The 23,025-nt window shown below is 32.2% G+C and carries 27 protein-coding genes; 2 read left to right on the forward strand and 25 right to left on the reverse strand.

Annotation, left to right across the window (positions count from 1 at the left end; translation table 11 throughout):
- Nucleotides 1-37: 37 nt before the first annotated feature.
- Complete coding sequence (locus ACU68Y_RS05105) at nucleotides 38-211, forward strand: hypothetical protein (protein WP_002837244.1); 174 nt, start codon at nucleotides 38-40, stop codon at nucleotides 209-211.
- A 69-nt stretch (nucleotides 212-280) separates the two neighbouring features.
- Here ACU68Y_RS05105 and ACU68Y_RS05110 read toward each other — a convergent pair whose 3' ends face one another.
- From ACU68Y_RS05110 to aroF, 20 genes are all read right to left on the reverse strand, one after another.
- Complete coding sequence (locus tag ACU68Y_RS05110; RefSeq protein ID WP_446755588.1) at nucleotides 281-1,258, reverse strand: CdaR family protein; 978 nt, start codon at nucleotides 1,256-1,258, stop codon at nucleotides 281-283.
- Complete coding sequence (cdaA, locus tag ACU68Y_RS05115) at nucleotides 1,248-2,090, reverse strand: diadenylate cyclase CdaA (RefSeq protein WP_002837131.1); 843 nt, start codon at nucleotides 2,088-2,090, stop codon at nucleotides 1,248-1,250. The genes ACU68Y_RS05110 and cdaA overlap by 11 nt, the downstream gene beginning before the upstream one ends.
- 102 nt (nucleotides 2,091-2,192) lie before the next feature.
- Nucleotides 2,193-2,456, reverse strand: coding sequence for an HPr family phosphocarrier protein (locus ACU68Y_RS05120; RefSeq protein WP_304151772.1), 264 nt, complete (start codon nucleotides 2,454-2,456; stop codon nucleotides 2,193-2,195).
- 60 nt (nucleotides 2,457-2,516) lie between these two features.
- Nucleotides 2,517-3,059 carry a rubrerythrin family protein gene (locus ACU68Y_RS05125; RefSeq protein WP_002837301.1) on the reverse strand — a complete coding sequence of 181 codons (543 nt, stop codon included), beginning with the start codon at nucleotides 3,057-3,059 and terminating at the stop codon, nucleotides 2,517-2,519.
- Nucleotides 3,060-3,142: 83 nt separating this feature from the next.
- Nucleotides 3,143-4,186, reverse strand: a complete 1,044-nt coding sequence (mreB, locus tag ACU68Y_RS05130) for a rod shape-determining protein (protein WP_002837172.1) — start codon at nucleotides 4,184-4,186, stop codon at nucleotides 3,143-3,145.
- 8 nt (nucleotides 4,187-4,194) lie between these two features.
- Nucleotides 4,195-4,674: a 2-C-methyl-D-erythritol 2,4-cyclodiphosphate synthase gene (gene ispF / locus ACU68Y_RS05135; RefSeq protein WP_094230180.1), complete on the reverse strand. Its 480-nt coding sequence runs from the start codon at nucleotides 4,672-4,674 to the stop codon at nucleotides 4,195-4,197.
- Nucleotides 4,671-5,366, reverse strand: a complete 696-nt coding sequence (gene ispD, locus ACU68Y_RS05140) for a 2-C-methyl-D-erythritol 4-phosphate cytidylyltransferase (RefSeq protein WP_446755587.1) — start codon at nucleotides 5,364-5,366, stop codon at nucleotides 4,671-4,673. Before ispD ends, ispF begins: the two co-directional genes overlap by 4 nt.
- A 126-nt stretch (nucleotides 5,367-5,492) precedes the next feature.
- Complete coding sequence (locus ACU68Y_RS05145) at nucleotides 5,493-6,584, reverse strand: PIN/TRAM domain-containing protein (protein ID WP_035112951.1); 1,092 nt, start codon at nucleotides 6,582-6,584, stop codon at nucleotides 5,493-5,495.
- A gap of 39 nt (nucleotides 6,585-6,623) precedes the next feature.
- Nucleotides 6,624-7,106 carry a CarD family transcriptional regulator gene (locus ACU68Y_RS05150; protein ID WP_002842429.1) on the reverse strand — a complete coding sequence of 161 codons (483 nt, stop codon included), beginning with the start codon at nucleotides 7,104-7,106 and terminating at the stop codon, nucleotides 6,624-6,626.
- 137 nt (nucleotides 7,107-7,243) lie between these two features.
- Nucleotides 7,244-8,188: a 3D domain-containing protein gene (locus ACU68Y_RS05155; RefSeq protein WP_446755585.1), complete on the reverse strand. Its 945-nt coding sequence runs from the start codon at nucleotides 8,186-8,188 to the stop codon at nucleotides 7,244-7,246.
- A 408-nt stretch (nucleotides 8,189-8,596) separates the two neighbouring features.
- A complete protein-coding gene (locus tag ACU68Y_RS05160) occupies nucleotides 8,597-8,977 on the reverse strand; it encodes a hypothetical protein (protein WP_446755584.1) in 381 nt (126 codons plus the stop codon).
- Complete coding sequence (locus ACU68Y_RS05165; RefSeq protein ID WP_446755583.1) at nucleotides 8,970-10,277, reverse strand: coproporphyrinogen III oxidase; 1,308 nt, start codon at nucleotides 10,275-10,277, stop codon at nucleotides 8,970-8,972. The genes ACU68Y_RS05160 and ACU68Y_RS05165 overlap by 8 nt, the downstream gene beginning before the upstream one ends.
- 54 nt (nucleotides 10,278-10,331) lie before the next feature.
- Nucleotides 10,332-11,375: a ribonucleotide-diphosphate reductase subunit beta gene (locus tag ACU68Y_RS05170; protein WP_002839591.1), complete on the reverse strand. Its 1,044-nt coding sequence runs from the start codon at nucleotides 11,373-11,375 to the stop codon at nucleotides 10,332-10,334.
- 28 nt (nucleotides 11,376-11,403) lie between these two features.
- Nucleotides 11,404-11,832, reverse strand: a complete 429-nt coding sequence (gene aroQ / locus ACU68Y_RS05175; RefSeq protein WP_446755582.1) for a type II 3-dehydroquinate dehydratase — start codon at nucleotides 11,830-11,832, stop codon at nucleotides 11,404-11,406.
- Nucleotides 11,813-13,024 (reverse strand): shikimate kinase, encoded by a 1,212-nt coding sequence (locus ACU68Y_RS05180; RefSeq protein ID WP_446755581.1) that lies wholly within the window; start codon nucleotides 13,022-13,024, stop codon nucleotides 11,813-11,815. Before ACU68Y_RS05180 ends, aroQ begins: the two co-directional genes overlap by 20 nt.
- Complete coding sequence (locus tag ACU68Y_RS05185) at nucleotides 13,021-13,272, reverse strand: chorismate mutase (protein WP_002842394.1); 252 nt, start codon at nucleotides 13,270-13,272, stop codon at nucleotides 13,021-13,023. Before ACU68Y_RS05185 ends, ACU68Y_RS05180 begins: the two co-directional genes overlap by 4 nt.
- A complete protein-coding gene (gene aroC, locus ACU68Y_RS05190) occupies nucleotides 13,248-14,339 on the reverse strand; it encodes a chorismate synthase (protein WP_446755580.1) in 1,092 nt (363 codons plus the stop codon). The genes ACU68Y_RS05185 and aroC overlap by 25 nt, the downstream gene beginning before the upstream one ends.
- Nucleotides 14,323-15,519 (reverse strand): 3-phosphoshikimate 1-carboxyvinyltransferase, encoded by a 1,197-nt coding sequence (aroA, locus tag ACU68Y_RS05195; protein ID WP_446755579.1) that lies wholly within the window; start codon nucleotides 15,517-15,519, stop codon nucleotides 14,323-14,325. The genes aroC and aroA overlap by 17 nt, the downstream gene beginning before the upstream one ends.
- Nucleotides 15,509-16,540, reverse strand: a complete 1,032-nt coding sequence (gene aroB / locus ACU68Y_RS05200; protein ID WP_446755578.1) for a 3-dehydroquinate synthase — start codon at nucleotides 16,538-16,540, stop codon at nucleotides 15,509-15,511. Before aroB ends, aroA begins: the two co-directional genes overlap by 11 nt.
- Nucleotides 16,528-17,529, reverse strand: a complete 1,002-nt coding sequence (gene aroF / locus ACU68Y_RS05205; RefSeq protein ID WP_002837259.1) for a 3-deoxy-7-phosphoheptulonate synthase — start codon at nucleotides 17,527-17,529, stop codon at nucleotides 16,528-16,530. Before aroF ends, aroB begins: the two co-directional genes overlap by 13 nt.
- A gap of 92 nt (nucleotides 17,530-17,621) precedes the next feature.
- Between aroF and ACU68Y_RS05210 the strand changes: the two genes are divergently transcribed.
- Entirely contained in the window at nucleotides 17,622-17,993 is a 372-nt protein-coding gene (locus ACU68Y_RS05210) for a DUF6483 family protein (protein WP_446755577.1), read from the forward strand.
- Between the two features lie 29 nt (nucleotides 17,994-18,022).
- On the opposite strand, the gene ACU68Y_RS05215 is transcribed toward ACU68Y_RS05210, so the two are convergent.
- The 5 genes from ACU68Y_RS05215 to ACU68Y_RS05235 all read right to left on the reverse strand — a co-directional run bounded on the left by ACU68Y_RS05215 (nucleotide 18,023) and on the right by ACU68Y_RS05235 (nucleotide 23,020).
- On the reverse strand, nucleotides 18,023-18,871 hold the full coding sequence (locus tag ACU68Y_RS05215; protein WP_002839510.1) for an aminoglycoside 6-adenylyltransferase: 849 nt from the start codon (nucleotides 18,869-18,871) through the stop codon (nucleotides 18,023-18,025).
- A gap of 5 nt (nucleotides 18,872-18,876) precedes the next feature.
- Nucleotides 18,877-19,521 (reverse strand): HAD family hydrolase, encoded by a 645-nt coding sequence (locus ACU68Y_RS05220; protein WP_446755576.1) that lies wholly within the window; start codon nucleotides 19,519-19,521, stop codon nucleotides 18,877-18,879.
- Nucleotides 19,522-19,670: 149 nt separating this feature from the next.
- Entirely contained in the window at nucleotides 19,671-20,846 is a 1,176-nt protein-coding gene (locus tag ACU68Y_RS05225) for an ABC transporter ATP-binding protein (protein WP_446755575.1), read from the reverse strand.
- A 9-nt stretch (nucleotides 20,847-20,855) separates the two neighbouring features.
- Nucleotides 20,856-22,091: an ABC transporter ATP-binding protein gene (locus ACU68Y_RS05230; protein WP_012290923.1), complete on the reverse strand. Its 1,236-nt coding sequence runs from the start codon at nucleotides 22,089-22,091 to the stop codon at nucleotides 20,856-20,858.
- An 11-nt stretch (nucleotides 22,092-22,102) separates the two neighbouring features.
- Nucleotides 22,103-23,020 carry an ABC transporter permease gene (locus tag ACU68Y_RS05235; protein ID WP_002842361.1) on the reverse strand — a complete coding sequence of 306 codons (918 nt, stop codon included), beginning with the start codon at nucleotides 23,018-23,020 and terminating at the stop codon, nucleotides 22,103-22,105.
- Between the last annotated feature and the right edge of the window lie 5 nt (nucleotides 23,021-23,025).

Genomic DNA, 23,025 nt, shown 5'->3' on the forward strand with positions numbered 1-23,025 from the left:
AATAAAAAAACGAGTTTGCACTCGCTTTTATATAAACATGAAACTTGTAATTGGTAACAAGAACAATGTATTTATTATTAAAGTTTTTAAATTATCAGATTTATATGAAAAGTATACACCAATTAAAGAGGTGATTGGCAACAATAAGAATGTAACTTGTCCGAAAAAATTCGGTGAGTCTGGTGATGTTTCAGCTACTTTTTTCATATAAAAAGAAACTATTGTTAGAATTAAACACAGTACAATTGTTATTAATGGGATTTTGTTTTTTGTTTTCATATTATTTTTCCAGAACAACTGTGGCTGTGATTCTACCATTGGATCCTTCTGCAAGTACTATTGATTGCGGTAAATCCAATGTTACATCCACGCTGTTTTCTCCTTCTTTAAAATCTGTTAAATCTATTGGTTTTGTGGTTACATGTGAGTGTGATTTTATAATATCATCTTGTCCTTTTATCTTTACTGTGGGTCTGCTAAATGTAATTTTAGCTACTTTTAATCCATTTGGAATATTTGTAACTACTGGTTTGATTTCGACATCTTTTTTCAGCAAAACATCTATAATAACTTTGCAGCTTTCAGATGATTTGGTCAAAAATGATTTTGCAGCATCATCTTTTAGGCTTAGATTAATCGGTAAATCTAGATTGATATCCTTGTCGATATTTGATTGATCGATTTTAACCGATGCGTAATCAATTGAGTTAAGATAAGTTTTTGCTCCAGATACTGTGATTTCTTGTGGATCTAATTTTATAGAATCAACTTCCACATTATCTGGTAAATCTCCTACCTTCATTATTCTTATAGGAAATTTTACCGTGTCTACTGTTTCTGTCTTTACTAAAAGTGTTTCGTCTGATTGGTCAACTACGTTGACTCCTTGTGGAAGGCTCAACTCTATAGGTAGTGTTTCAGAATCTACTTTTATGGATTTTACATCAACAAAAGCCTTAATTTCTGAATTTTTCATTTTAGTTATTGTATTTCTTCTTCCTTCTACACGCATTGATATTGTCGGAGCTTTCGGAGATATTATCACTCTTCCATCTTCTCTTAGTTTATCAACTCCTCGATATTCAACGCCAATTACTGGAATATCCTTTGTGACTACTGGATTTTTGTTTTCCATTACAAATGACCATAAAAATATCGCCAAGAATAGACAGACAATTTTTATTATAAGATTATTCGAATAAAATCCTTTGAAGTCAATGTTTTTTAAGTATGAATTATTCTTTATTTTATCTTTCATCTTCTATTTCCTTTCTGTTGAAAATATAAGAATCTTGATCATTGTATAATTTTGTCAAAATCTTTGTTAAAGTTGGTTCATCAACATATCTGTTGATTTTTCCGTGTTCAGCTATTGAAATACCACCAGTTTCTTCTGAAACTATTAGTGCCAAACAATCACTTTTCTCGCTCATTCCTATAGCCGCTCTGTGCCTTGTACCCAATTCCTTGGATATGGATTGTTCTGTGGACAATGGCAAAAAACATGCTGCCGCTTTGATGGTATCATTTTTGATTACAACCGCGCCATCATGAAGTGGAGTGTTAGGTATGAATATATTTATCAAAAGTTCGCTAGAAATCGCAGAATTTAAAACCGTACCAGTTTCTACTACATCTCCAAGTCCTGTGCTTCTCTCGAAAATAATCAATGCGCCAATTCTTTGTCGTGAAAGTGAGAACACAGCATGTACTATTTCTTCCACGCACTTATCCACTTTTTCTCCTCTGATATCGGCAAATGATTTGGTCAATATATTACTTCTACCTATTGTTTCCAAAATTTTTCTAAGTTCAGGCTGGAACACCACTATTATCATAATAGCCAAAGCCGTCATCATGTTTTCCAAAACCCAATTTACAGTGTATAATTTCATCGAATCACTGATTTTTACAAAAATAAATATGATAACTAATCCTTTTACAAGCTGTTCGGCTCTTGTTTCTTTTATCATCATATATAATTTGTAAATACAGACTGCAACTATAGCGATATCTATGATATCTAAAAATCTTAATGTATTTATCATGTTAAAAAATTTATCCAAAAAAACCAAATTAATCATTCCCATCTTTGTTCTTTAATTATATGATACCATAAATTTTTACTAATTTTTCGCAAAATTAACAGCTTATATCAACATTTATCTATAAAAACATTTTCACAGTTATGTTTAATAATCCAATCCGTTTTCGAGTAACTCGCTTAATTTTTCAAGTGCCAAATTTTCATCTTCACCATAACATCTCAAAATAAGCTCACTACCTTTGTGTGCAGATAATGACAAAATGCTTATAATGCTTTTGCCACTGTATTTTTTACTATCTTTGATAAATTCAATCTCACAATTGTATTTCACTGCTTCATTCAAAAATTTGGATGCAGCTCTTGCATGAAGTCCTATCTCATTTGTTATACAAACCTTTTTCTCTACCATGTTTTCCTCCGTATTTTTAAAAATATAAGCCGGTATTATTAACCGGCTTAAATCTAAATATTAATATTCTATGAATTTTTCGGATTTACATCCGCAGATTGGACATGCATCGATTTTTTCAAATCCAATATATCCACAAATTGGGCATAGTAATATTTGTTCTACTTCTAAGTCTTTTCCACCGTCAACAAATTCTTTTGCTTTTCCGAATCTTTCAGCGTGAACTTTTTCTGCTTCCACAGCAAATTTCATAGCTCTTACCGCTTCTTTTTCTTCTTGCATTTCAGCTACTTCTATGTAAGCTGGATACATTTCTGTTGCTTCGAAGATTTCTCCGTTTCTAGCTCCTTCTAAGTTTTCTGAAGTGCTTCCAATTCCGAAACCAGCCATGCTAGTTACTGCGAAATCACCATGAACATCTTTTAATGCATCAAAGTGCAATGCAGCATGAATTTTTTCTGCATCTGCTGTAGCATTGAACAATCTAGCAACATTTTTAAAACCGTCTTTTTCAGCTTTATTCCCCCAAATGTTGTATCTGTTTCTTGCTTGAGATTCTCCCCCGAATGCTGATTGCAAGTTTGCTTGTGTCATCAATTTCATATCAATTACCCCCTATTTAATTTTATAATAATATTATACCATATTGTTAACAAACAATGAATACAATTTGTAATTATTACATTTTATCTCATTCTGCTTACTATTACTTTTCTTCTTAAATCCTGATGAGAATCGCTGTCTTCTTTCAATTTATCCATCCACATAAGTGATTTGCCAGTTCCCCTAACAACTGCCGTAATCGGTCCGTCTACAATTCTAGCATTCACTCCAATTCTTTCAGAAATTAATCTGTCCAATCCTTTTAATAGACATCCTCCGCCACTCATGATGATTCCTCTTTCATAAACATCAGCCGCTAATTCTGCTGGAGTTTGTTCCAAAACTTCTTGTACCGTGTCTACGATTTTATCTATCGGTTTTTTCAATGCAACAGAAATATCTTTTGATGAAACGTAAATGTGCATCGGCAATCCATTTACCAAATTTCTACCCTTAATTTCATACAACTCTCCATCATCTCTTGGATATGCACTACCTACATTTATTTTTACTTTTTCTGCAGTGGATTCACCAATAATCATGTTGTATTTTGTTTGGACAAAATCTTGTATTCTTCTATCAAATTCATCTCCTGCTACTGGAATTGATTTATTGATTACAATTCCACCCATAGAAATTACAGCAACATCCGTAGTTCCACCACCGATATCTACGACGATGTTTCCTCTTGCATCTGTTACATCAATTCCTGAACCTATAGCTGCTGCCAGTGGCTCTTCAATCAAATATGTGTTGTAAGCTCCTGCGTATTTTGAAGCTTGAATAACAGCTCTTCTTTGCACTTGAGTGATTTGACTTGGAACGCAAATTAAAACTTCAGGTCTGATTAATGATTTGCCCAAAGTTTTTCTGAGCAAATACGAAATTATTTTTTCTGTAGAATTGAAATCTGCAACCACACCATCTTTTAATGGCTTCTTTGCGATAATATTTCCCGGAGTTCTCCCCAAAATTTTCTTAGCGTCTTTTCCAACTGAAATTATTTTGGAATTAAAGCTATTCATCGCCACAACTGAAGGCTCGTTCAATACAACACCTTTGTTTGGCAAATAAACAAGAACTGATGCAGTTCCCAAATCTATCGCTATTTTTCTTCGAAAATTCATATTATCACCTATAATTCTTTTTTATTCAAAATGCAGACACTGTTTGCAGTAATTCCCTCACATCTACCTTCGAAACCGAGTTGTTCTGTTGTAGTTGCTTTTACTGAAATATTAAATGTATTAGTGTGCAAATCTTGTGCGATATTTTCACGCATTTTGTCAATATAATCTCTAAGTTTTGGTTTTTGACAAGAAATCGTTGAGTCAATATTTCCAATTTCATATCCCATATCATCCATGATTTCAAAAACTTTTCTAAGAAGCACTCTGGAATCAATATCTTTGTATTTCATATCAGTATCTGGAAACAATTTGCCAATATCTCCAAGACAAAGTGCACCACATATAGCATCCATTATCGCATGAATCAAAACATCCGCATCGCTGTGACCCAAAAGTCCCTTGTCGTGTGGAATTTCAACTCCGCCTAATATTAATTTTCTATTTTCAACAAGTTTGTGTACATCTAACCCAAAACCTATTCTCATTCATTTTCTCTCTTTCTAGCAATTAACTCTCCAAACAACAAATCTTCTTTTGTCGTAATTTTAATATTGGAATAATCGCCCTTAATAATTTTTACTTTTTTCCCGACGATTTCAAGCAACGATGAGTCGTCTGTTACATTTATTTGTTCGTCAAATACTAATTTGTATGCGTCTTTTATAGCCTCATATTTGAAAACTTGAGGCGTTTGTGCCATATACAAGTGTGATCTGTTCGGAGTGTTCACAACCGTCATATCATCGTCAACATATTTGATAGTATCCTTGGCTGCTACGCTTACAACTAGCCCATCGTAATCACCAATCGATTCGATAGCTTCGAGTATTTTCTCGCGCCTGATAAAAGGTCTTGCTGCATCATGGCTTATTATCAAATCACAATTTTCATTTACTTTGTTCAATCCATTATATGTAGATTTTTCTCTTGTATCGCCACCGAAAGCAATCACGATATCTCTGTAATTTCTATCTTTTATAAAATTTTGTACAAATTCTTCGTCTTCTTCTCTAATTACAAGAATGAATTCTCTGATTTCATCAATTGATTGAAAAACATCCAGAGTCATCTCCAAAATCATTTTATCTTTTATTTCCATAAATTGTTTCGGAATTTTATTATTCATTCTTTGAGAGGATCCAGCTGCAGTTATAATAGCTGAAATATATTTATCCATATAACACCTCATTATTATTATATCAAAAAATCAATTTAATTAAAAAAATATGAGATTGCAATAAAAAAAGAGAACTAATAAAATAGTTCTCTACATAAAATTCAAAAGTCATTTAATTGAATAATACTAATTATCCTTCTCATCAGATTTTTTTGCGAAAATCATTTTTCCTGCAGAAGTTTGAAGAACACTCGTTACAGTACACTCAATAATTTCTCCAAGATACTTTTTGCCATCTTCTACTACAATCATAGTGCCATCGTCCAAGTATCCTATACCTTGATTGTTTTCTCGTCCTTCTTTTATGATTGACACATTTATTGGTTCACCTGCCACAAAAACAGGTCTCATAGCATTTGCCAAATCATTTATGTTGAATACGAAAACTTCTTGCAAGTCTGCAACCTTATTCAAATTATAATCGTTCGTAAGTAAATTGGCATTCAATTCTTCTGACATTTTCACAAGCATTGAATCTACCTTGTCAATGTTTGGATATCTCTTATCAACAACTTTAACCTTGTCCTTGTACTCAGTTTGCATAGTTTTTAAAATATCCAATCCACGTCTTCCTTTTTGTCTTCTCAAATAATTATCAGAATCTGCGATATGTTGAAGTTCTTCGATGACAAATATAGGAATTATTAGATTTCCTTCCAAAAATCCTGTCTTCAATATATCGATAATTCTACCGTCAATAATAGTAGAAGTATCTACGATTTTAGGTCTAACTTTGCTATCTTTGTTGGAAAATTTTAGATTTGGTTTTTCTTTGGTTCTAACTTTTTCAAAAAACGAAATGAAATCGTCATGGTAGTTCAAAGCAAGCTTCGCCCCCAAAAAACCCATTCCTATGAAAAACACAATTTCTAATATTACCGTCAACACAGTTCCTATCCCTGGAATATTTAATTTTAACAATGGCTGCGATATCAAAAAAGCTAATACAAGCCCAACCACAAGACCAATTGTTCCTATAATAATATCGACCAGAGAGAATTTTTTAAGCGAATCTTCGATAGATTCTATTAATTTTAATTCTACCGATATTAATTTCGGAGCCAAAGCATAAAATATAAATCCAAAAACAACTGCTGCTACAATCATTGCAACTATCTTGATAATCATACTTGTTGATTTCTCGATAAAATTGCTGAAAATAACATTAGTAAATATAATTCCTAAAACAGCTCCGATGATAGATATCAGTATTGACATCCCTCGTCTGAACAAAACATTTCTCCTTTCAAAAATATTTTAATCTAAATCGATCAAATCGTTCACCATACTTTCAGCTTCTGATGGTTTTAAATTCAATCCACTTGCTATTTCGCTAATAAGCATTTTTCTGGAGGTATTGAGTACTTTCTTTTCAATCATGGATAAGCCTTTTGATGAATCTAATTCATACAAACCCTTGTACACGATAGCAGTTTCTTTTATATCTCCAATTCTTAATTTTTCGAGATTTTCTTTGTATCTTTGATTCCAATTTGAAGGAAAATCAACTTCTTGATTCTTTAAAATATCTCTTAAAGAATGGATTATTTCTTCTTCTGCAACAAATCTTATTCCCATATCATTTATCTTATCTACAGGTATCGAGATTTTCATTTCCCCCATTGGCATTTTCAAAATAAAATAATCTTTCTTAACTCCCAAGACCTCTTTATTTTGTACTTCGGTAATTATGCCTGCACCGTGCATAGGATAAACAATCTTATCACCTATTTTAAACATACTATCACCTCACTTTATATTATAGCTTAATCAGAAATTTAATTCAATAATAAAACTTTTAATTATATCATATCTTATGTATTTGTCAATTAAAAAAAGGCGATGAATTTCATCGCCTGATTTATCGTAATAATATATTAATTTAAGATTGTAACTCTAACTGTTCTTCTTCCCCAACGATTGCTTTGCGCTTTTGATCCAAATACTAAGTCAATTTTATTTCCTTTGATTGCTCCACCAGTATCTTCTGCTCTAGCGTATCCATAACCTTCAATGTACAATCTAGTTCCCAATGGAATAACATTAGGATCTACAGCTGCTACACCATATCTTATAGCAGTTCCCATTGCTGTTGTAGAATATCCGCCATTTTCAGAAGGATCTGAAGTATAAGCAGTAGATCTCATTGTAATAGTTCTTCCTGAAACATTTTTAGGAGCTGATTGGGCTTGTTTTTCTTTTTCTTCTTGCTCTTTTTTTCTTTTTTCTAAAAGTTTTTGAGCTTGGATTTTTCTTTCTTTTGCCAATCTTATATCTCTATCTTTTGGAGATTCTTTTGTAGTGTTTTTAGCTTGAATATAAGCTGTTCTTCCAAAGTAAGTAATTCTTAAATTATCTTCTTCTATGTGACCTTTGATTTCCGAGTCCTTGTCGATTAAACCCAATTCTTTTGCTTCTTTTTCTTTTGAATCAAAAACTTTAGTTTCAACATTAACCCATCCTTCAAATTTATTTGGATCTGGTTTAACTTCTTTTTCTGACAAATATGATTTGTAAATAAAGCCTACGTAATTTTTACTATCTATAGTAACAGAAACTTTTGCAAAAACATCTCCGATTTTTTCAACTTTTACATTATCACCTTGATCCAAAACTTCGATTATTTTGCTATGTTCATTATTCTCTTTAAATAAATCTGTATCATCATTTATCCAATATTTTTTTGATTGTATATTTTCACTTGATTTTTGTTCTACTTTAACATTATTCAAATCTTTCGCTTGTGAATTTGATGGTACAAATGCTAATAAGCTTGTCATAATGACAACCGAAGAATTTAAAATTAACTTTCTAAAATTCATTTGTATCTCCTCTTTCTTTTCTAGATTTTTTGTGTTTATTTTTTTACTACTCGGCTATTTTATAAAACCTCGAAAAATAATTCAAGAAAAAGGAACATGTTTTTTCGTATCTAATCGATATATATTTTCATTTACATGCTTTGTATCTATTTGCTCAAATTAAAAAAATATTAAACGCTTGAAATTTAAGGGTTACAAAAAGGTTACAGCAAATTTCGTTTTCGTTTGTCAACTGAGTACAACTACTGAAAATATTACATTTTTGTAATATTTTCAGTAGTTTTGACTGCATCTCAATAAAATTTGTCTTGTTAAAGTAAAAAAAATCCTCATAAATGGTATCTAAATTCTATTTTAGATTCCAAAAATGAGGTTTTTATCTGATATATTTTTGTAAATGTTGGTGTTTTACAATTCTCCCAATTCTTTTTTCAATTCGTACACTAATTTATTCTCTATTTTTTCTACATCCATTACGAAATTCATCAATCCACCAAATATAGATTTGTTATGAAGCTTAATGTCAACATCCACAAAACTTCCTGAATTTAAATCTCCAAAATTAAAATTCAAATATCCATCAATATTTCTGGAATTTAAATCAATATACATTTTTTCATTTTCAACGATCTCTTTTATAGTGTAGGTCATTGAAACTCCCAAATTATCTATTACGTATTGGTTTTCAACTCCTGTTGGTTTTGAATTGTCTAATAATCTATCTTTTATCGTCTGGAAAACTCTACTTTTATCAGATTGGAATTCTTCTCTTTTCTTTAGTTCACCCATTTATAATTTCCACCTTTCTTTTAATTATTTCATCCAATTTTCCTGAGTAATCTCTCAAATTTTTGTAGTTCGTGTATTTTATTATACCATCTTTTATGATTTTAGAATTAGCAGTCATTCCAAATCCTATTATACTTTCTAATTCTTCGTTGATTACAATATTGTATCGTGAAGGAATTTCCTTGCAATATCCGATATTTTCCATGTTATTCAGAATATTTTTCTGACGATATAAATAATACGGAATGTAATTATTGTATGATGTCCATTCTTTTACTAATTGCATTTGTTTTTCTGCAATATTTTCTCTGAAATTTTCTTTGTCGTATCGTTGTGAATACTTACTTCCATTTTTAATCGACAATGTGTGAAAAGTTATATTATCCGGTTGTAGTCGACTTAAAATTTCGAGATTTTCTCTCGTATTATTCACATCATCATACAATAATCCTAGTATAAAATCCATATTTATCACAAATCCCAAGTCTTTAGCTTGAGTGTACAAATCAATCAAGTTTTCATTGTTTTGAATTCTTCCCATAGCTTTCAGTGCTTTTTCGTTAAAAGTTTGTGGATTCAAGCTAATTCTTGTGACGTTGTACTTTCTCAACAATTTTAGCTTATCAAAGTCCAGGCTATCTTCTCGTCCCGCTTCAAATGTGTATTCAAGTAAGTTTTCTGACACAAAACATTCCTCAATTGCTTTCAATAATTTTTCAAGCGTTGTGTAATCTAAACTTGTCGGAGTTCCACCTCCAACATAAATTGTTTTGATTTTGTACTTGTCGATGCTTTTCGAAACTTCTGTTATTTCTTTTAATAGATAACCCATATATTCTTCTCTTCTGTCGTTGTTTTTGTAAACAATTGTTGGAAAGGAACAATAATCACATCTGCTCGGACAAAAAGGAATGTTGATGTAGATGTTGTAGTTTTTCTCATCAAAGTCTATGTTAGACTGAACTTTTTCAATATTTCGAAGTAATTTCAAATTCTCATCATTAACTAAATACATTTGTTTCAATTCTTCGTCTGTGTGATTTCTCAAAATCTTTGATGGCTTTGTTCCAGTTAATATTCCCCAATCATTTTTATAATTGTATCTTTTTGAAAATATCGTATACAGTATTTTTTTTAATTCTAATCTCGTTGTAAATGGATATGTTATATCTTTTTTTACGTAATCTTTTCCTATCACAAAATCACATTCTCCAAATTCTAGATTTTGTTTCAAATCAAATATCGTAAAAATATCGATACACTCTTTTTGATATCTTTTGTCTTCTAATTGTATTTTCATATTTTTAAAATAAATAATCCGGCATTTCTTTTAAGAAAAATGCCGGGTTTGGTTTTATAAATCGTCTTCTATTATCGCTGATTTTGAATATGCTGATGGTTTTGCTTCGAAGAAGTCTGTCTTAATTTTGTTTGGATCAGAATATTCGCTCACCCATTTCATTGAAGGAATTTCTCTTTCATAACCTGGATAAATAACCCCAAAACCAAGTCCTGTAGATCTCAAATTACCCAAATATTTGATGTAATCTTCAACCATTTTAATGGACAAGCCTTGGATTTTTTCACCAATAACGTATTTTGCCCATTCTATTTCAGCTTCTGCCCCTTGTTTTATCATTTCTTTGTATTGAGCATTTTTTTCTTCAGTAAACAATTCTGGACGTTCTTTTTTCAAATCCAAAATCATAGATCTGAACAACCACAAGTGAGTATTTTCATCTCTATTGATATATCTGATTTCTTGAACAGTTCCTGGCATTTTACCCATTCTACCCAAGTTATAGAAGAACATAAATCCAGAATAGAAGTAAATTCCTTCCAAAATATAGTTTGCAATAAGAGCTTTCATGAAGTTTCGTTCGCTTTTCTTTTCAAAAAAGTCGTTGTATTGATCTCCGATGAATCTGTTTCTTTCTAACAAAAACTCGTCATCTTTCCATTGGTACAAAATGTCCGTTCTTTCTTCTGGAGAACAAATCGTATCCAAAATATAGCTATAGGATTGAGAGTGAATTGATTCTTGGAATGCTTGGATGGATAAGCACAAGTTTATTTCATTAGCAGTAATGTATGCTTCCAAGTTTGGAAGTTGTGCAGTTTGCAAACTATCTAAGTAAATCAAGAAAGATAAAATTTTATCGTAAGCAATCTTTTCGTCTTCTGATAAATTTCTGTAATCCTTGATATCTTGATTTAAGTTGATTTCTTCTGGAATCCAGAAGTTGTTCATAGCTTGTCTGTACCATTCACTTGTCCAAGAATATTTTATGTTGTTAAAATCGTTCAAATTAGTAGTGTTGCCATTAATAATTTTTCTCTTTGATAATTCAATATCTCCGTGTTCATTAAATAAACCACGTTTTTGTAATTCGTCCATAACTCCTCCTTGATTTTTCATACTTCTATTATATTCTATTTAAGAAAAAATCGATAGCCTCGATATATCCTTCTGCACCTTTTCCTTTTATAACTTTTTTAGCAAAGAGTGACACGTAAGAAAATTTTCGAAAAATTTCTCTCTCGTCAACATCTGACAAATGCACCTCAACAGTGTCAATATTCACAGCTTTCAATGCATCCAAAATCGCAACAGAAGTGTGCGTGTATGCGGCGGGATTTATGATTATTCCGTCCGCTTTTTTGTAAGCACTTTGAATAATATCCACGATTTCTCCCTCGTGATTTGATTGATAAAACTCTACATCAATATTATTTTTCACACAGTATAATTTCATCTTTGATTCAATGTCTTGTAATGTCAATTTACCATAAATTTCTGGCTCTCTTATGCCGAGCATATTCAAATTTGGCCCATTAATAATAAATAGTTTCATTGAAATCCTCCACGATTAATTTGGCAGTTGTTTTCGCATTGTAATTGTTGAAATATTTGTCGCTAAATCTTCGGTACAAATAATTTCTGTTTTGTCTAATTTCACGCATAGTATTTGTTTTATAAATCGGTCTATTTTTCTTGGATAATTTACTGTTCGGTCTGTCAATCCAATAAACGACAGAATTTTGGTGAAGATAATAAAAATTCTTCTTAACAGTAACTGCTCCTCCACCAGTTGCGATAACCAAATTCTTTTCTTTAGAAAATTCTTCCAATACCTCAGACTCTATTTTTCTGAAATAATTTTCTCCTTGTGCAGCAAATATATCGCTAATATCTCCATATCTTTGCGTGATGATTTTGTCGATATCCACAAGTTTCTTGCCAGTGTTTTTTGCGATGATTTTAGCAACTGTGCTTTTTCCACTTCCTGGCATTCCTACTAGCGCAATATTCATGTTTTTCGTTCTAATTTTTTGTACGATTTTTTCTACAACATCGAAGTCTATTTTTTTAGAAGTGAAAATCTCGCACGCTTTAACAGCTTGATACACGAGCATTCTCAAACCATTGTCGTTTGGAATTCTAAGCCTATCACAATCCATCAAAAGAGAAGTTTTGTTTGGATTATAAATCACATCAAACACAGCTTCTGGTTTAATTTTTCCAATTCTTACAACTGATTTCAAATTATTCGGATACATTCCAACTGGAGTTGCGTTGATTAAAATGTCACAGTTTTTGTAATATTCTACATCTTCAAACTTGTGCTCACCTTTTCTTGAAATCACTTTGATAGTTCTTGCTTGAAGCCTTTTCGCACATTCTACGGCAGTTTTGCTAGTCGCGCCATCTCCCAAGATTACGACTTCTTTGCCTTTTATGTTGACAATTCGACTAATCATGTATTCCATTCCGTCGATATCAGTGTTGTATCCTTTGATAGTATCGGCGAATTTTATTGTGTTTACACAGCCGATTTTTTTCGCATCGTCACTCATTTCGTCCAAATATTTTATGACCTCTTCTTTGTACGGAATGGTTACATTGATACCATTGATGTCTTTTCTTTTGAAAAATTTATCCAAATCATCTTCTTCAAAATATCCGTAATTGTAGTATCCTAATAGTTCGTGAATTTCTTTTGAATAACTGTGCTTTAAAGATTTCCCTAATAGTCCGTATTTCATTTCAAATTATCCTGAATTTTTTTCGATTCTAGTAAAATTTTAGCTTCAACTTCCTTTATATTATCACGATATTTTAAATCTGTTTGATCTATCTTTTCAAAAATTTTCTTTTCTCTCGATTTGTCTTCTGTTTCAATATTATTTTTTGATTTAAACTCGCCAATTTCGGAACAAATCTCAAATCTTTCTTCTAATAACCTGGCGATTTCAGAATCAATTTCATCTATTTCTTTTCTAAATTTTTCCATCCATACTCCTTTAACAAATCGTAAATCACAAACGCCGTGATAGATTCCATAACACTTACAGCCCTGATTCCAATGCTTGGATCATGCCTTCCCTCAACGGTCAAAGTAGTGTTTGTTCTATTTCTCAAATCAATTGTTTCTTGTGTTATTCCAATCGATGCAGGTGGTTTGAAAGTAACTAAGGAAATTATAGGCATTCCCGTAGAAATCCCTCCAAGTATTCCTCCGTTGTAATTCGTTTTGGTTTTAATCTGTTCGTTTTCAATATAATAGCAGTCATTCACAACAGACGCATTTGATTTGTCGAATGATTTTCCAAATCCAAATTCAACCGATTTTACTGCACCAATTCCAAAATAACTTTGCGACAATCTCGATTCAATCGAATCAAAAAGCGTATCCCCAACACCTGCTCTCAAATTATACACAACAGTTTCAACGCTTGATCCAATGGAATCTTTTTTATCTCTTAAACTTTCTATCTTCTTATCTATTTTATCGATTATTTCATCATTTATTACTTCGATTTTTTTATTCTTCAAATCACTGTAGTCTGTAAATTTCAAATCATCAAATCTTTCATCTACAATATCGCCGAGTGAATACAAGTGGCTAAACACATAAATATCGTGTTGTTCCAAAATTTCTTTTGCAATAAATCCTGCCACGTTAATCACTGCTGTTAATCTTCCAGAAAAATGTCCGCTTCCGTTGATATCGTTGAAACCATTGTATCTAACAGTTGCAGGATAGTCTGCATGCGATGGCCTTGGCGTATTATAGATATTGGAATAATCTTTTGAATGATAATCTGAGTTTTTAATCACAAAAGATAATGGAGCGCCCGTTGTTGTATCATTCAAAATCCCTGATACGAACTCAACTTCATCTGATTCTTTTCTCAGTGTAGTGTTGGATTTGCCGGGAGATCTTCTTTTCATGTGTGCTCTCAATTTTTCGTAGTCGATTTTGATTCCTGGATCAACTCCATCAATCACTCCACCAATCATCGAGCCATGAGACTCTCCCCACACAGTTAACTTAACTAATTTACCTATCGATGACATCGCTACCCAACCTTTCTATTTCATCAAAAAACGATGGATAAGATTTCTTCACAGCTTGCCAATCTTTTATCTCAACTTCTTTTGTAATGATCGAAGCTATTGCAGCCGCCATTACAATTCTGTGATCATCACAAGAATTTACAACTGCAGGTTTCATTTCTGATTTGTAAATTACGAGATTATCTCCTTCTATCTCGCAGTTTACGCCGAATGATTTTAACATATCGTAAGTTGATTTAATTCTATCCGATTCTTTGAGTCTCAATCTTTTGGCGTTTTTTAAGACTGATTTGTCGCATTTTTGAGACAAAACCACCGCCAAAATTACAAATAAATCTGGCGTTTGTGATATATCGATTTCGCAGTAATTCTCGTTATTTTCAATTTTTTCTAGAAACTCAACGATTTTTCTGTCTGCTTGTACCGAATCCTTTTTCAAATTTTCAACTTTTATATCTGCACCCAATGCATTTGCACACAAGAAAAATGCTGCGTTTGACCAGTCTCCTTCTACGATAATTTTTCCTGGAGATTTTAATGCGCCTGGTTTTACGATGACTTTGTCGAGCAAAATCTCAGAATCTACACCAAATAATTTTAAACATTCTTGTGTGATTTTGATATATCCAGTAGATTCCAATTTTGATGATAATTTGATTTCGCAGCCACCGATTAGTGGTGCAATCATCATTATTGCAGAGATATACTGGCTGGATACATCGCCTGGAAATTCGAAATCAATTTTGTGAAAAGTTCCATCAACCGTAAATGGAAGTTTCTCTTCACTAAAAGTAAGACCCGCTAATTTCAATTGATTCACCAATTCTTTTATCGGTCTATCTTGTAGTCTTCCGCTACATTGTATATTTGTTTTTTGTGATAGGAAACTTACCAATGGCAACAGAAATCTAAAAGTTGAACCTGAATCATTCACATTGATATCCGACACATCTTTTTGAAAAAACGAAGGATTAACTGTAACTTCGTTTTCATTTATTTCGATTTCTACTCCCAAATTTCTCAAACAATCAATAGTTGTCATTATATCGTTCGAAAACTCATTGATGATAATAGTAGTGTCTGTATCTGCAACACTTGCCAAAATCAAAAATCTGTGTGCAAATGATTTGGAAGATATAGCATCCACCTTTCCTTGTAATTTGTCAGTTTTAATCTTCATAAATATCACTCAAAACCTTTTTGTAATCAGATTTATTCATGCTTAAAATCGTACAATCACCGATTTTTTCTGAAATTATCAAAGATATCATGTCTTTTGTGTTCTTCTTGTCACGAAGAGTTACATCGTACACATCGTCTACAGAATAATCGTAATTTTCATCCAAATTATACATTTTCAAAACTTCTAATATTTTGTCGTAGTCTTTGCTGTATTTTTTCGCCATGCATTTCATTCCATAAGCTACGCCATGCCCATGCATCACACTATAATTAGACAATTTTTCGACAGCATGTCCCAATGTATGCCCGTAATTTAGTAATCTTCTCAAGTTCTGTTCCAATTTATCTTTAAGCACGATATCCTTTTTAATAGTTACACAAATTTCTACAATTTCCGATAAATTGCTTTGTTTTGTGTATCTTCTGGAACTTATCATGTCAAATAATTCTTCATCAAAACAAATTGCGTATTTGATTATTTCTCCAAATCCATCTTCAAATACGTAATCGTCCAATGTTTTTAGTAAAAGCGGGTCTATAATACAAAGTGCTGGATCTTTAAAAGCACCAATTAAATTTTTCCCAGTAGGTAAATCAATTCCCGTCTTTGAGCCTACAGAAGAATCCACCATCGACAAAACAGTCGTGGGAATTTGAATAAAATCAATTCCTCTCATGAAAGTCGCTGCCACAAATCCAGCCAAATCACCGACAACCCCTCCACCAAAAGCAATCACAGTGTCATTTCTGTGATAAGACAAACTCATGTAATTCATTATTTTTTCGTATTCAGATATGCATTTGGAAGATTCACCAGGTTTAATCACGTAAAATTCATGCTCAATTTCCAAATCGTCTAGCAAAATATCCAATGTTTTGTGATGATATCTATCCACATTTTCGTCAGTAATAACAATCGCCTTGGATTTTATAAAATTTTTCAAATAATCTCTTGATTGATTTAAAGCATCTAATCCAATCATGCAGTCGTAATTATTCACATTTATTACTGAATACATTGTCTTAATTTCCTTACTTTTCTCATTATTGTTCTAAATCTTTCGCAAGTGACAGATTGTGGTCCATCGCTAAGTGCATTTTCAGGATCATTGTGAACTTCAATCATAAGCCCATCGCAGCCTGCAGCAGTCGATGCAAGTGATAGCGGTTCTATCAAAGTATATTTGCCGCTTGCGTGTGATGGATCCATAATTATAGGAAGTTGTGACAATTCCTTCATAACAGAAATAGCTGAAATATCCAAAGTATTTCTTGTATAAGTTTCGAAAGTTCGAATTCCTCTCTCGCACAACACGACATTTTCGTTGCCACCAGTCATAATATACTCAGCGCTCATTATCCATTCTTTGTAAGTCGCGCACAAACCTCTTTTTAGCAATACTGGTTTATCTGAACGTCCCAACTCTTTAAGCAAGGAATAATTTTGCATATTTCTAGCTCCAACTTGCAACATATCTACATCGTTGAAATAATCCAAGTCAGACAAATCCATAATCTCTGTAATAATCGGAAGTCCAGTTTCTTTTTTTGCTTGGATTAACAAATCAATTCCTTTTTTACCCAATCCTTGAAAAGCATAAGGCGATGATCTTGGCTTAAATGCTCCACCTCGAAGGATATTTGCTCCATTTTCCTTCACACTTTTTGCAATCGTAATGATTTGTTCTTCGCTTTCAACAGAGCAAGGTCCAGCCATTACACAAAAATTCCCGTCACCTATTTTGACGCCGTCTACATCGACAATTTTAGGTTGTGGATGATTTTTTTTGTTCGCCTTGCTAAAAGGTTCTTCAATTCTAATAACCTTGTCCACGATATCAAAACGCGATATTAATTTTTCATCAATACTTGAAGTATCTCCTATTAATGAAATAATCGTGTATCTATCGCCAACAGTCTCGTCAACTCTGACGTTTTGTTCATTTAAAAAATTTATTAATTTTTTTACTTCCTTTTCGTTAGGATTTCTTTTTAATTTTACTATCATAATTTTCTCCGATAATCTTATTCTATTAATAGTATATCAAAACTTGAAAATTTAGTATAATATAAGTAGAGAAATTTAGAAAGAGTGATAACATGATAGAATCAAACGATTGGCTATTAAAACAAATCAACGTAGTAAGTGAATTTTTGCAAAAATTATTTACAGATATGGAAACAAGTAGAAAATTAAACGAAAATGAACAATACCAAAAAGATTCATTCGAATTTGAAAGATTGTTGGAAAATCTTATCGAAGAAGATAGAATTAATGATGCAGAAAATATTTTATTCGAAAAGCTAGAGACAAATAATCTAATGTATGCGACAATTGCTACTAGATTTTATGACAAATTAAAAGGACTTTCTGACGAAAAACTTCAAAAATCAAACTACAGTCGTGACGAAATCCTACAAGGATTAAACGATATGTGTAATATGTTTGGTTTGGAAATATTTAAGGGATAAAAAAAACTGGTTTATACAAACCAGTTTTTTTAATCGTATGATCTTTGCCATATGTCTCTAATTTTTTGCATAATATCTCGGTCAACTCTCTTAGGATATTCGTATCCCAAAATTTCTGCAACGTGAAGTCCTTGTTTTCTAAAAAGATCACATGATTTGAATAAAGTACTCCACAAGTTTTCCAATTCAGGTAACGGATATGTTTGCAGATATCTTTCATAGTGCTCTTTTGGAAGATAAGTCTTGATGTATTCGTAATTGTATCCAATATTTACATTAAAGTCGTAATTACTTCCAATGTAGTAGCCAGTCATTTTATCTACATTTTCTCTGACATGATAAAACATTTGAATGGCGTAGATTTCTTCTTTTCTATACAATCCCTTTGCAACGTTCAATGAATTTATGAACATTTGATTGACTAACGATTCGAATTCGTGTTTTGTTGGCTTTAATTGTCTGAAACAAACATCCGATTTTGTGCTATTTCCAACCAAAACTTGGTCTTTATCCAGCAAAATTTCCGATTGACTATCTTCATTAATATACGCTTGCATCGTGTTTTCTTTTATGAAAAATATTCTAATTTTCGAAATATCATCGAGAATAATAGTGTAGCTTATATTATGCGGATTAATTTTATTTGTATAAGTTAATTTGTCAGATTTCTCCAGCATCAACACATCACCGAATAAACTTTCAATGAAGTGTGAATCCTTAAACTTTTCGAAATCACTTACTCCAAAAACAAAATGATAATCAGTGTTTTCGTCCTTTTTTAAAGTAGGATTAAGTCTTCTTCCCGTTTCTATAAGACTTCTAACTTCTTCATTTTCTTTTGAAAATTCAATAACTTTTCCTTTAATATTATTAACCATTCAAATCACCTATCATTTTGATTAATCACATATTCGTATACATCAGATGGTTTATTTGCAATGAAAACTGCATTTTTGTATTCATCTTCGTTTCCAAATCCATATCCTGCAGCGATTGCTTTGATATTGTTAAGCCTTGAGCCCTCAATATCGTGAAGTCTGTCTCCAACCATAATTGATTCTTCTGGTTTTATACCAGTTTCATCTATCAAATAAGCTATTACATCTTCCTTCTCAACCCTCGATTGATCCATAGTAGCACCGGCAGCATAAGAAAAATATTTCAACAGATTATTGTCTGCAAGAATTTTCTTGGCTGATGATTCTACTTTACTTGTAGCCAAATAAATTTTATATCCTGTGTCGTGAAGTTTTTGTATAGTTTCTACTATTCCCTCATACAAGTGCATTTCCTTCATGCCTTTTCTGAAATAATAATCTCTGAAATCTTCAATTCTATCTTTTGATTCTTCTTCACTAAAACCCAAATTCATGTAACTGTCTTTCAAAGGAGGTCCTATAAAAGATATAAGCTTACTTTCATCATATTTAAAATTTATTTTATCCAAACTAAACTTAACGGCATTTACAATTCCTTCATAAGAATTTGTAATAGTGCCATCAAGATCAAATAATATATTCTTAATCATAATTCCCCTCTCAATTTATTATATCATAGCAAATTTAAATAAGCGTAATAATAAAATAAAATTTGCACTATTGATTATTTTATCATATATTTCGTTTTGTGTTTGAATTTTGGGCAAAAGAAAACCTCGCACTTGGCGAGGTTTGTAATTTATTTTGTCATTCCTGTAGAATCGATGTTTCTAGCTTGAGCTTCGTCTTCTAATCTCTTGTCCATTTCAGCTTCTGCTGTTGTTTCTTCAACATTTTCTTTAGCTTCAACAGGTGTCGTACGACTAAGCTTTGCATCTTGTTCTTTCATCGCTCTTAAGCCTTCTTCTAAGCCTTTATCAAATAAGTGACACGCTACGAAGTGCTTATCGGAAATTTCTTGTAAAACTGGTCTGTCTTTTTTACAGATTTCCATTGCGTAGTTACATCTTGTACAGAACTTACATCCTTCTGGCGCATTAATTGGTGAAGGAATTTCACCTTGTAATTTAACACGGCCTTCACTTGAAACATCTGGATCTGGAATAGGAATTGCAGAAATCAATGCTTTAGTGTAAGGATGAAGTGGTTGATGATAAATCTTTGTGTTTGAAGATACTTCAACCATACTACCCAAATACATTACGCCGATTCTATCTGAAATGTGTTTTACCATTGACAAATCGTGTGAAATAAATAGGTAAGTTAATTTCTTTTCTCTTTGTAATTCAATAAGCAAGTTTACTACTTGTGCTTGAATACTTACATCAAGAGCTGAGATAGGTTCGTCACATACGATAAATTCAGGTTCTACAGCCAAAGCTCTGGCAATACCAATTCTTTGTCTTTGTCCACCAGATAATTCGTGTGGGAATCTTGCTCCGTGTTCAGCGTTAAGTCCTACAGTTTTTAATAATTCTGTAATTCTGTTTTGAATATCTTTTTCCTTCATTTCAGGGAAGTGAACTCTGATACCTTCTCCAATAATATCGCCTATTGTCATCTTAGAATCTAGAGATGAGTATGGGTCTTGGAAAATCATTTGAGCTTTTTTCTTGAAAGCTTGTCTTTCTTTACCGCTCAATTTTGAAGTATCTTTTCCTTCATATATAACTTTACCATTTGTAGGATCGTATAAGTTAATTACAGTTCTGCCGCATGTAGTTTTACCGCATCCAGATTCTCCTACAAGTCCGAAAGTTTCCCCTTTATATATTTTAAGATTTACATTTTCAACAGCTTTTAAAGTCTTGTTCTTACCAACTTTGAAAAACTTATCTAAGTTTTCTAAATCAACAAGCACTTCTCTGTTTGAATAATCTATGTTTTTATCTTTAATAACTTTAGTTTCTGACATAATTCACTCCTAATAAGGTCTTTCAACTTTTGGTGCTTGTTCATGTGTCAACCAACATCTGCAAACATGATGATCTGAGTATCTTGTTTCAGGCGGTTTCTTTTCTCTACAAATTTGCATTGCATAATCACATCTTGCAGCAAATGGACATCCTGGAATTTCCATCAATAAATCTGGTGGAGTTCCACCTAATGAATACAATTCATTATCTTTTGATGAGTCAAGTCTTGGAACACTCATCAACAATGCCCATGTGTATGGGTGATGTGCATCCTTAAATATTTCTTGTACAGTACCAGTTTCCATAATTTCACCGGCATACATTACTTGAATTCTATCTGCAAAGTCAGCTACTACACCTAAATCGTGAGTTACAAGAACTATAGAAGTGTTTTTAGTGTCTCTCAATTCTCTCATCAAATCCAAAATTTGTGCTTGAATTGTTACATCTAGTGCTGTAGTTGGTTCGTCAGCTAAAATAACATTAGGGTTACATGCCAATGCAATGGCAATCATAACTCTTTGTCTCATACCACCAGATAATTCGTGTGGATATTGTTTAACACGTTCTTCAGCATTAGGAATATTTACAGTCTTTAACAATTTAACAGCTTCTTTTTTTGCTTCATCCTTTGATAAATCAGTGTGCAATAAAAGTGATTCTGTAATTTGTTTACCTATTTTCATTGTTGGGTTAAGAGAAGTCATAGGGTCTTGGAATATCATAGATACATCAGATCCCTTATATTGTCTCAATCTCTTTTTGTCCATTTTAAGAACTTGTTCATCCATATATTTAATTGAAGATGGTTCTTTGATAACTGCTGATTGAGGTAAAATTTGAAGTATAGACTTACTTACTACTGTTTTACCACATCCAGATTCACCTACTAAGGCCAACGCTTCTCCATCGTAAATGTCAAAGCTTACGCCTCTTACAGCCTTTACTTCTCCAGCGTAAGTATTGAAAGATACATTCAAGTTATCTACTTCAATTACTTTTGGTCTGTTAGTGTAATCCTTAGCTACTCTTGCAGTTCTTGTAATTTCTTCTGATAAATTTATTTTTTCGTTCATATTATTTTCTTCGTTAACTATATCTTCTACAACTTCAGATGAAACAAACTTAGTTGTTGTTTCAACTTCACCATTTTCATCAATAGCAGTTTCTTCAACAAATGTTTCTTCTGAAAGACTTTGTTCTCTTTTTAATTCGTCTACATCTTTGTATTTATTCTTGCTCATGTTTTTTCCTCCTACTGTCTAAGGTTAGGGTCAAGCGCATCTCTCAAACCATCACCTAACAAAGTAAATGAAAGCATTGTTAACCCGATCATTAGAGCTGGGAAAAACAATTGATAAGGATAAAATTGGAATACTTGTTGAGCTTGTGAACACATAAGTCCCCAAGAAGTTTCTGGAGGTTGTACACCAAGTCCCAAGTAACTTAAGAAAGCTTCACCAAATATATATCCTGGAATATCAAATGAAATTGATACAAGTATTACGTTCAAAGTATTTGGAATAAGGTGTTTTATAATGATATCTTTGTTGCTAACACCCAATACACGAGCTGCCATGATATAGTCTTGTTCTTTTAATGAAAGAATTTGACCTCTTACAAGTCTCGCAAGACCACACCATCCAGTGATAGTCATGGCTAAGATAAGAGTTCCTACACCGTTCGAATTTAAAGCCAATCTTAAAATAATTACTAATAAAAGGTAAGGAATAGAAATCAAAATTTCTACAATTCTCATCATTATTGTATCAACTTTTCCACCAAAGAATGCTGAAGCCGCACCATAAATAGAACCAATTACAGTACCAATAATAGCACCTGCAAGACCTATTATGATGGAAATTCTACCACCTCTCCAAATTCTTGTGAAAATATCTCTTCCTAGTTCGTCAGTACCGAACCAGAATTTTCCACTTGGTGATAAGTTTACTTCTCCAACTAGTTGTTCGTGAGAATATCCTGTTAACATCGGTCCGATGATAACCATTACAACTAAAAATACTAATATAATAAATGCAACTAAAGCTGCTTTGTTTTCTTTGAATCTTCTCCAAGCATCAGACCAGTATGTTACTACAGGTCTTGCTATAAACTCAGATGTTCTATCATCATCTGAAAGTCTTTTAAATTTGCTTTGATCTATTTTTTCCATACTAA

The sequence above is a fragment of the Finegoldia sp. P1-F-LS genome (assembly GCF_052932205.1).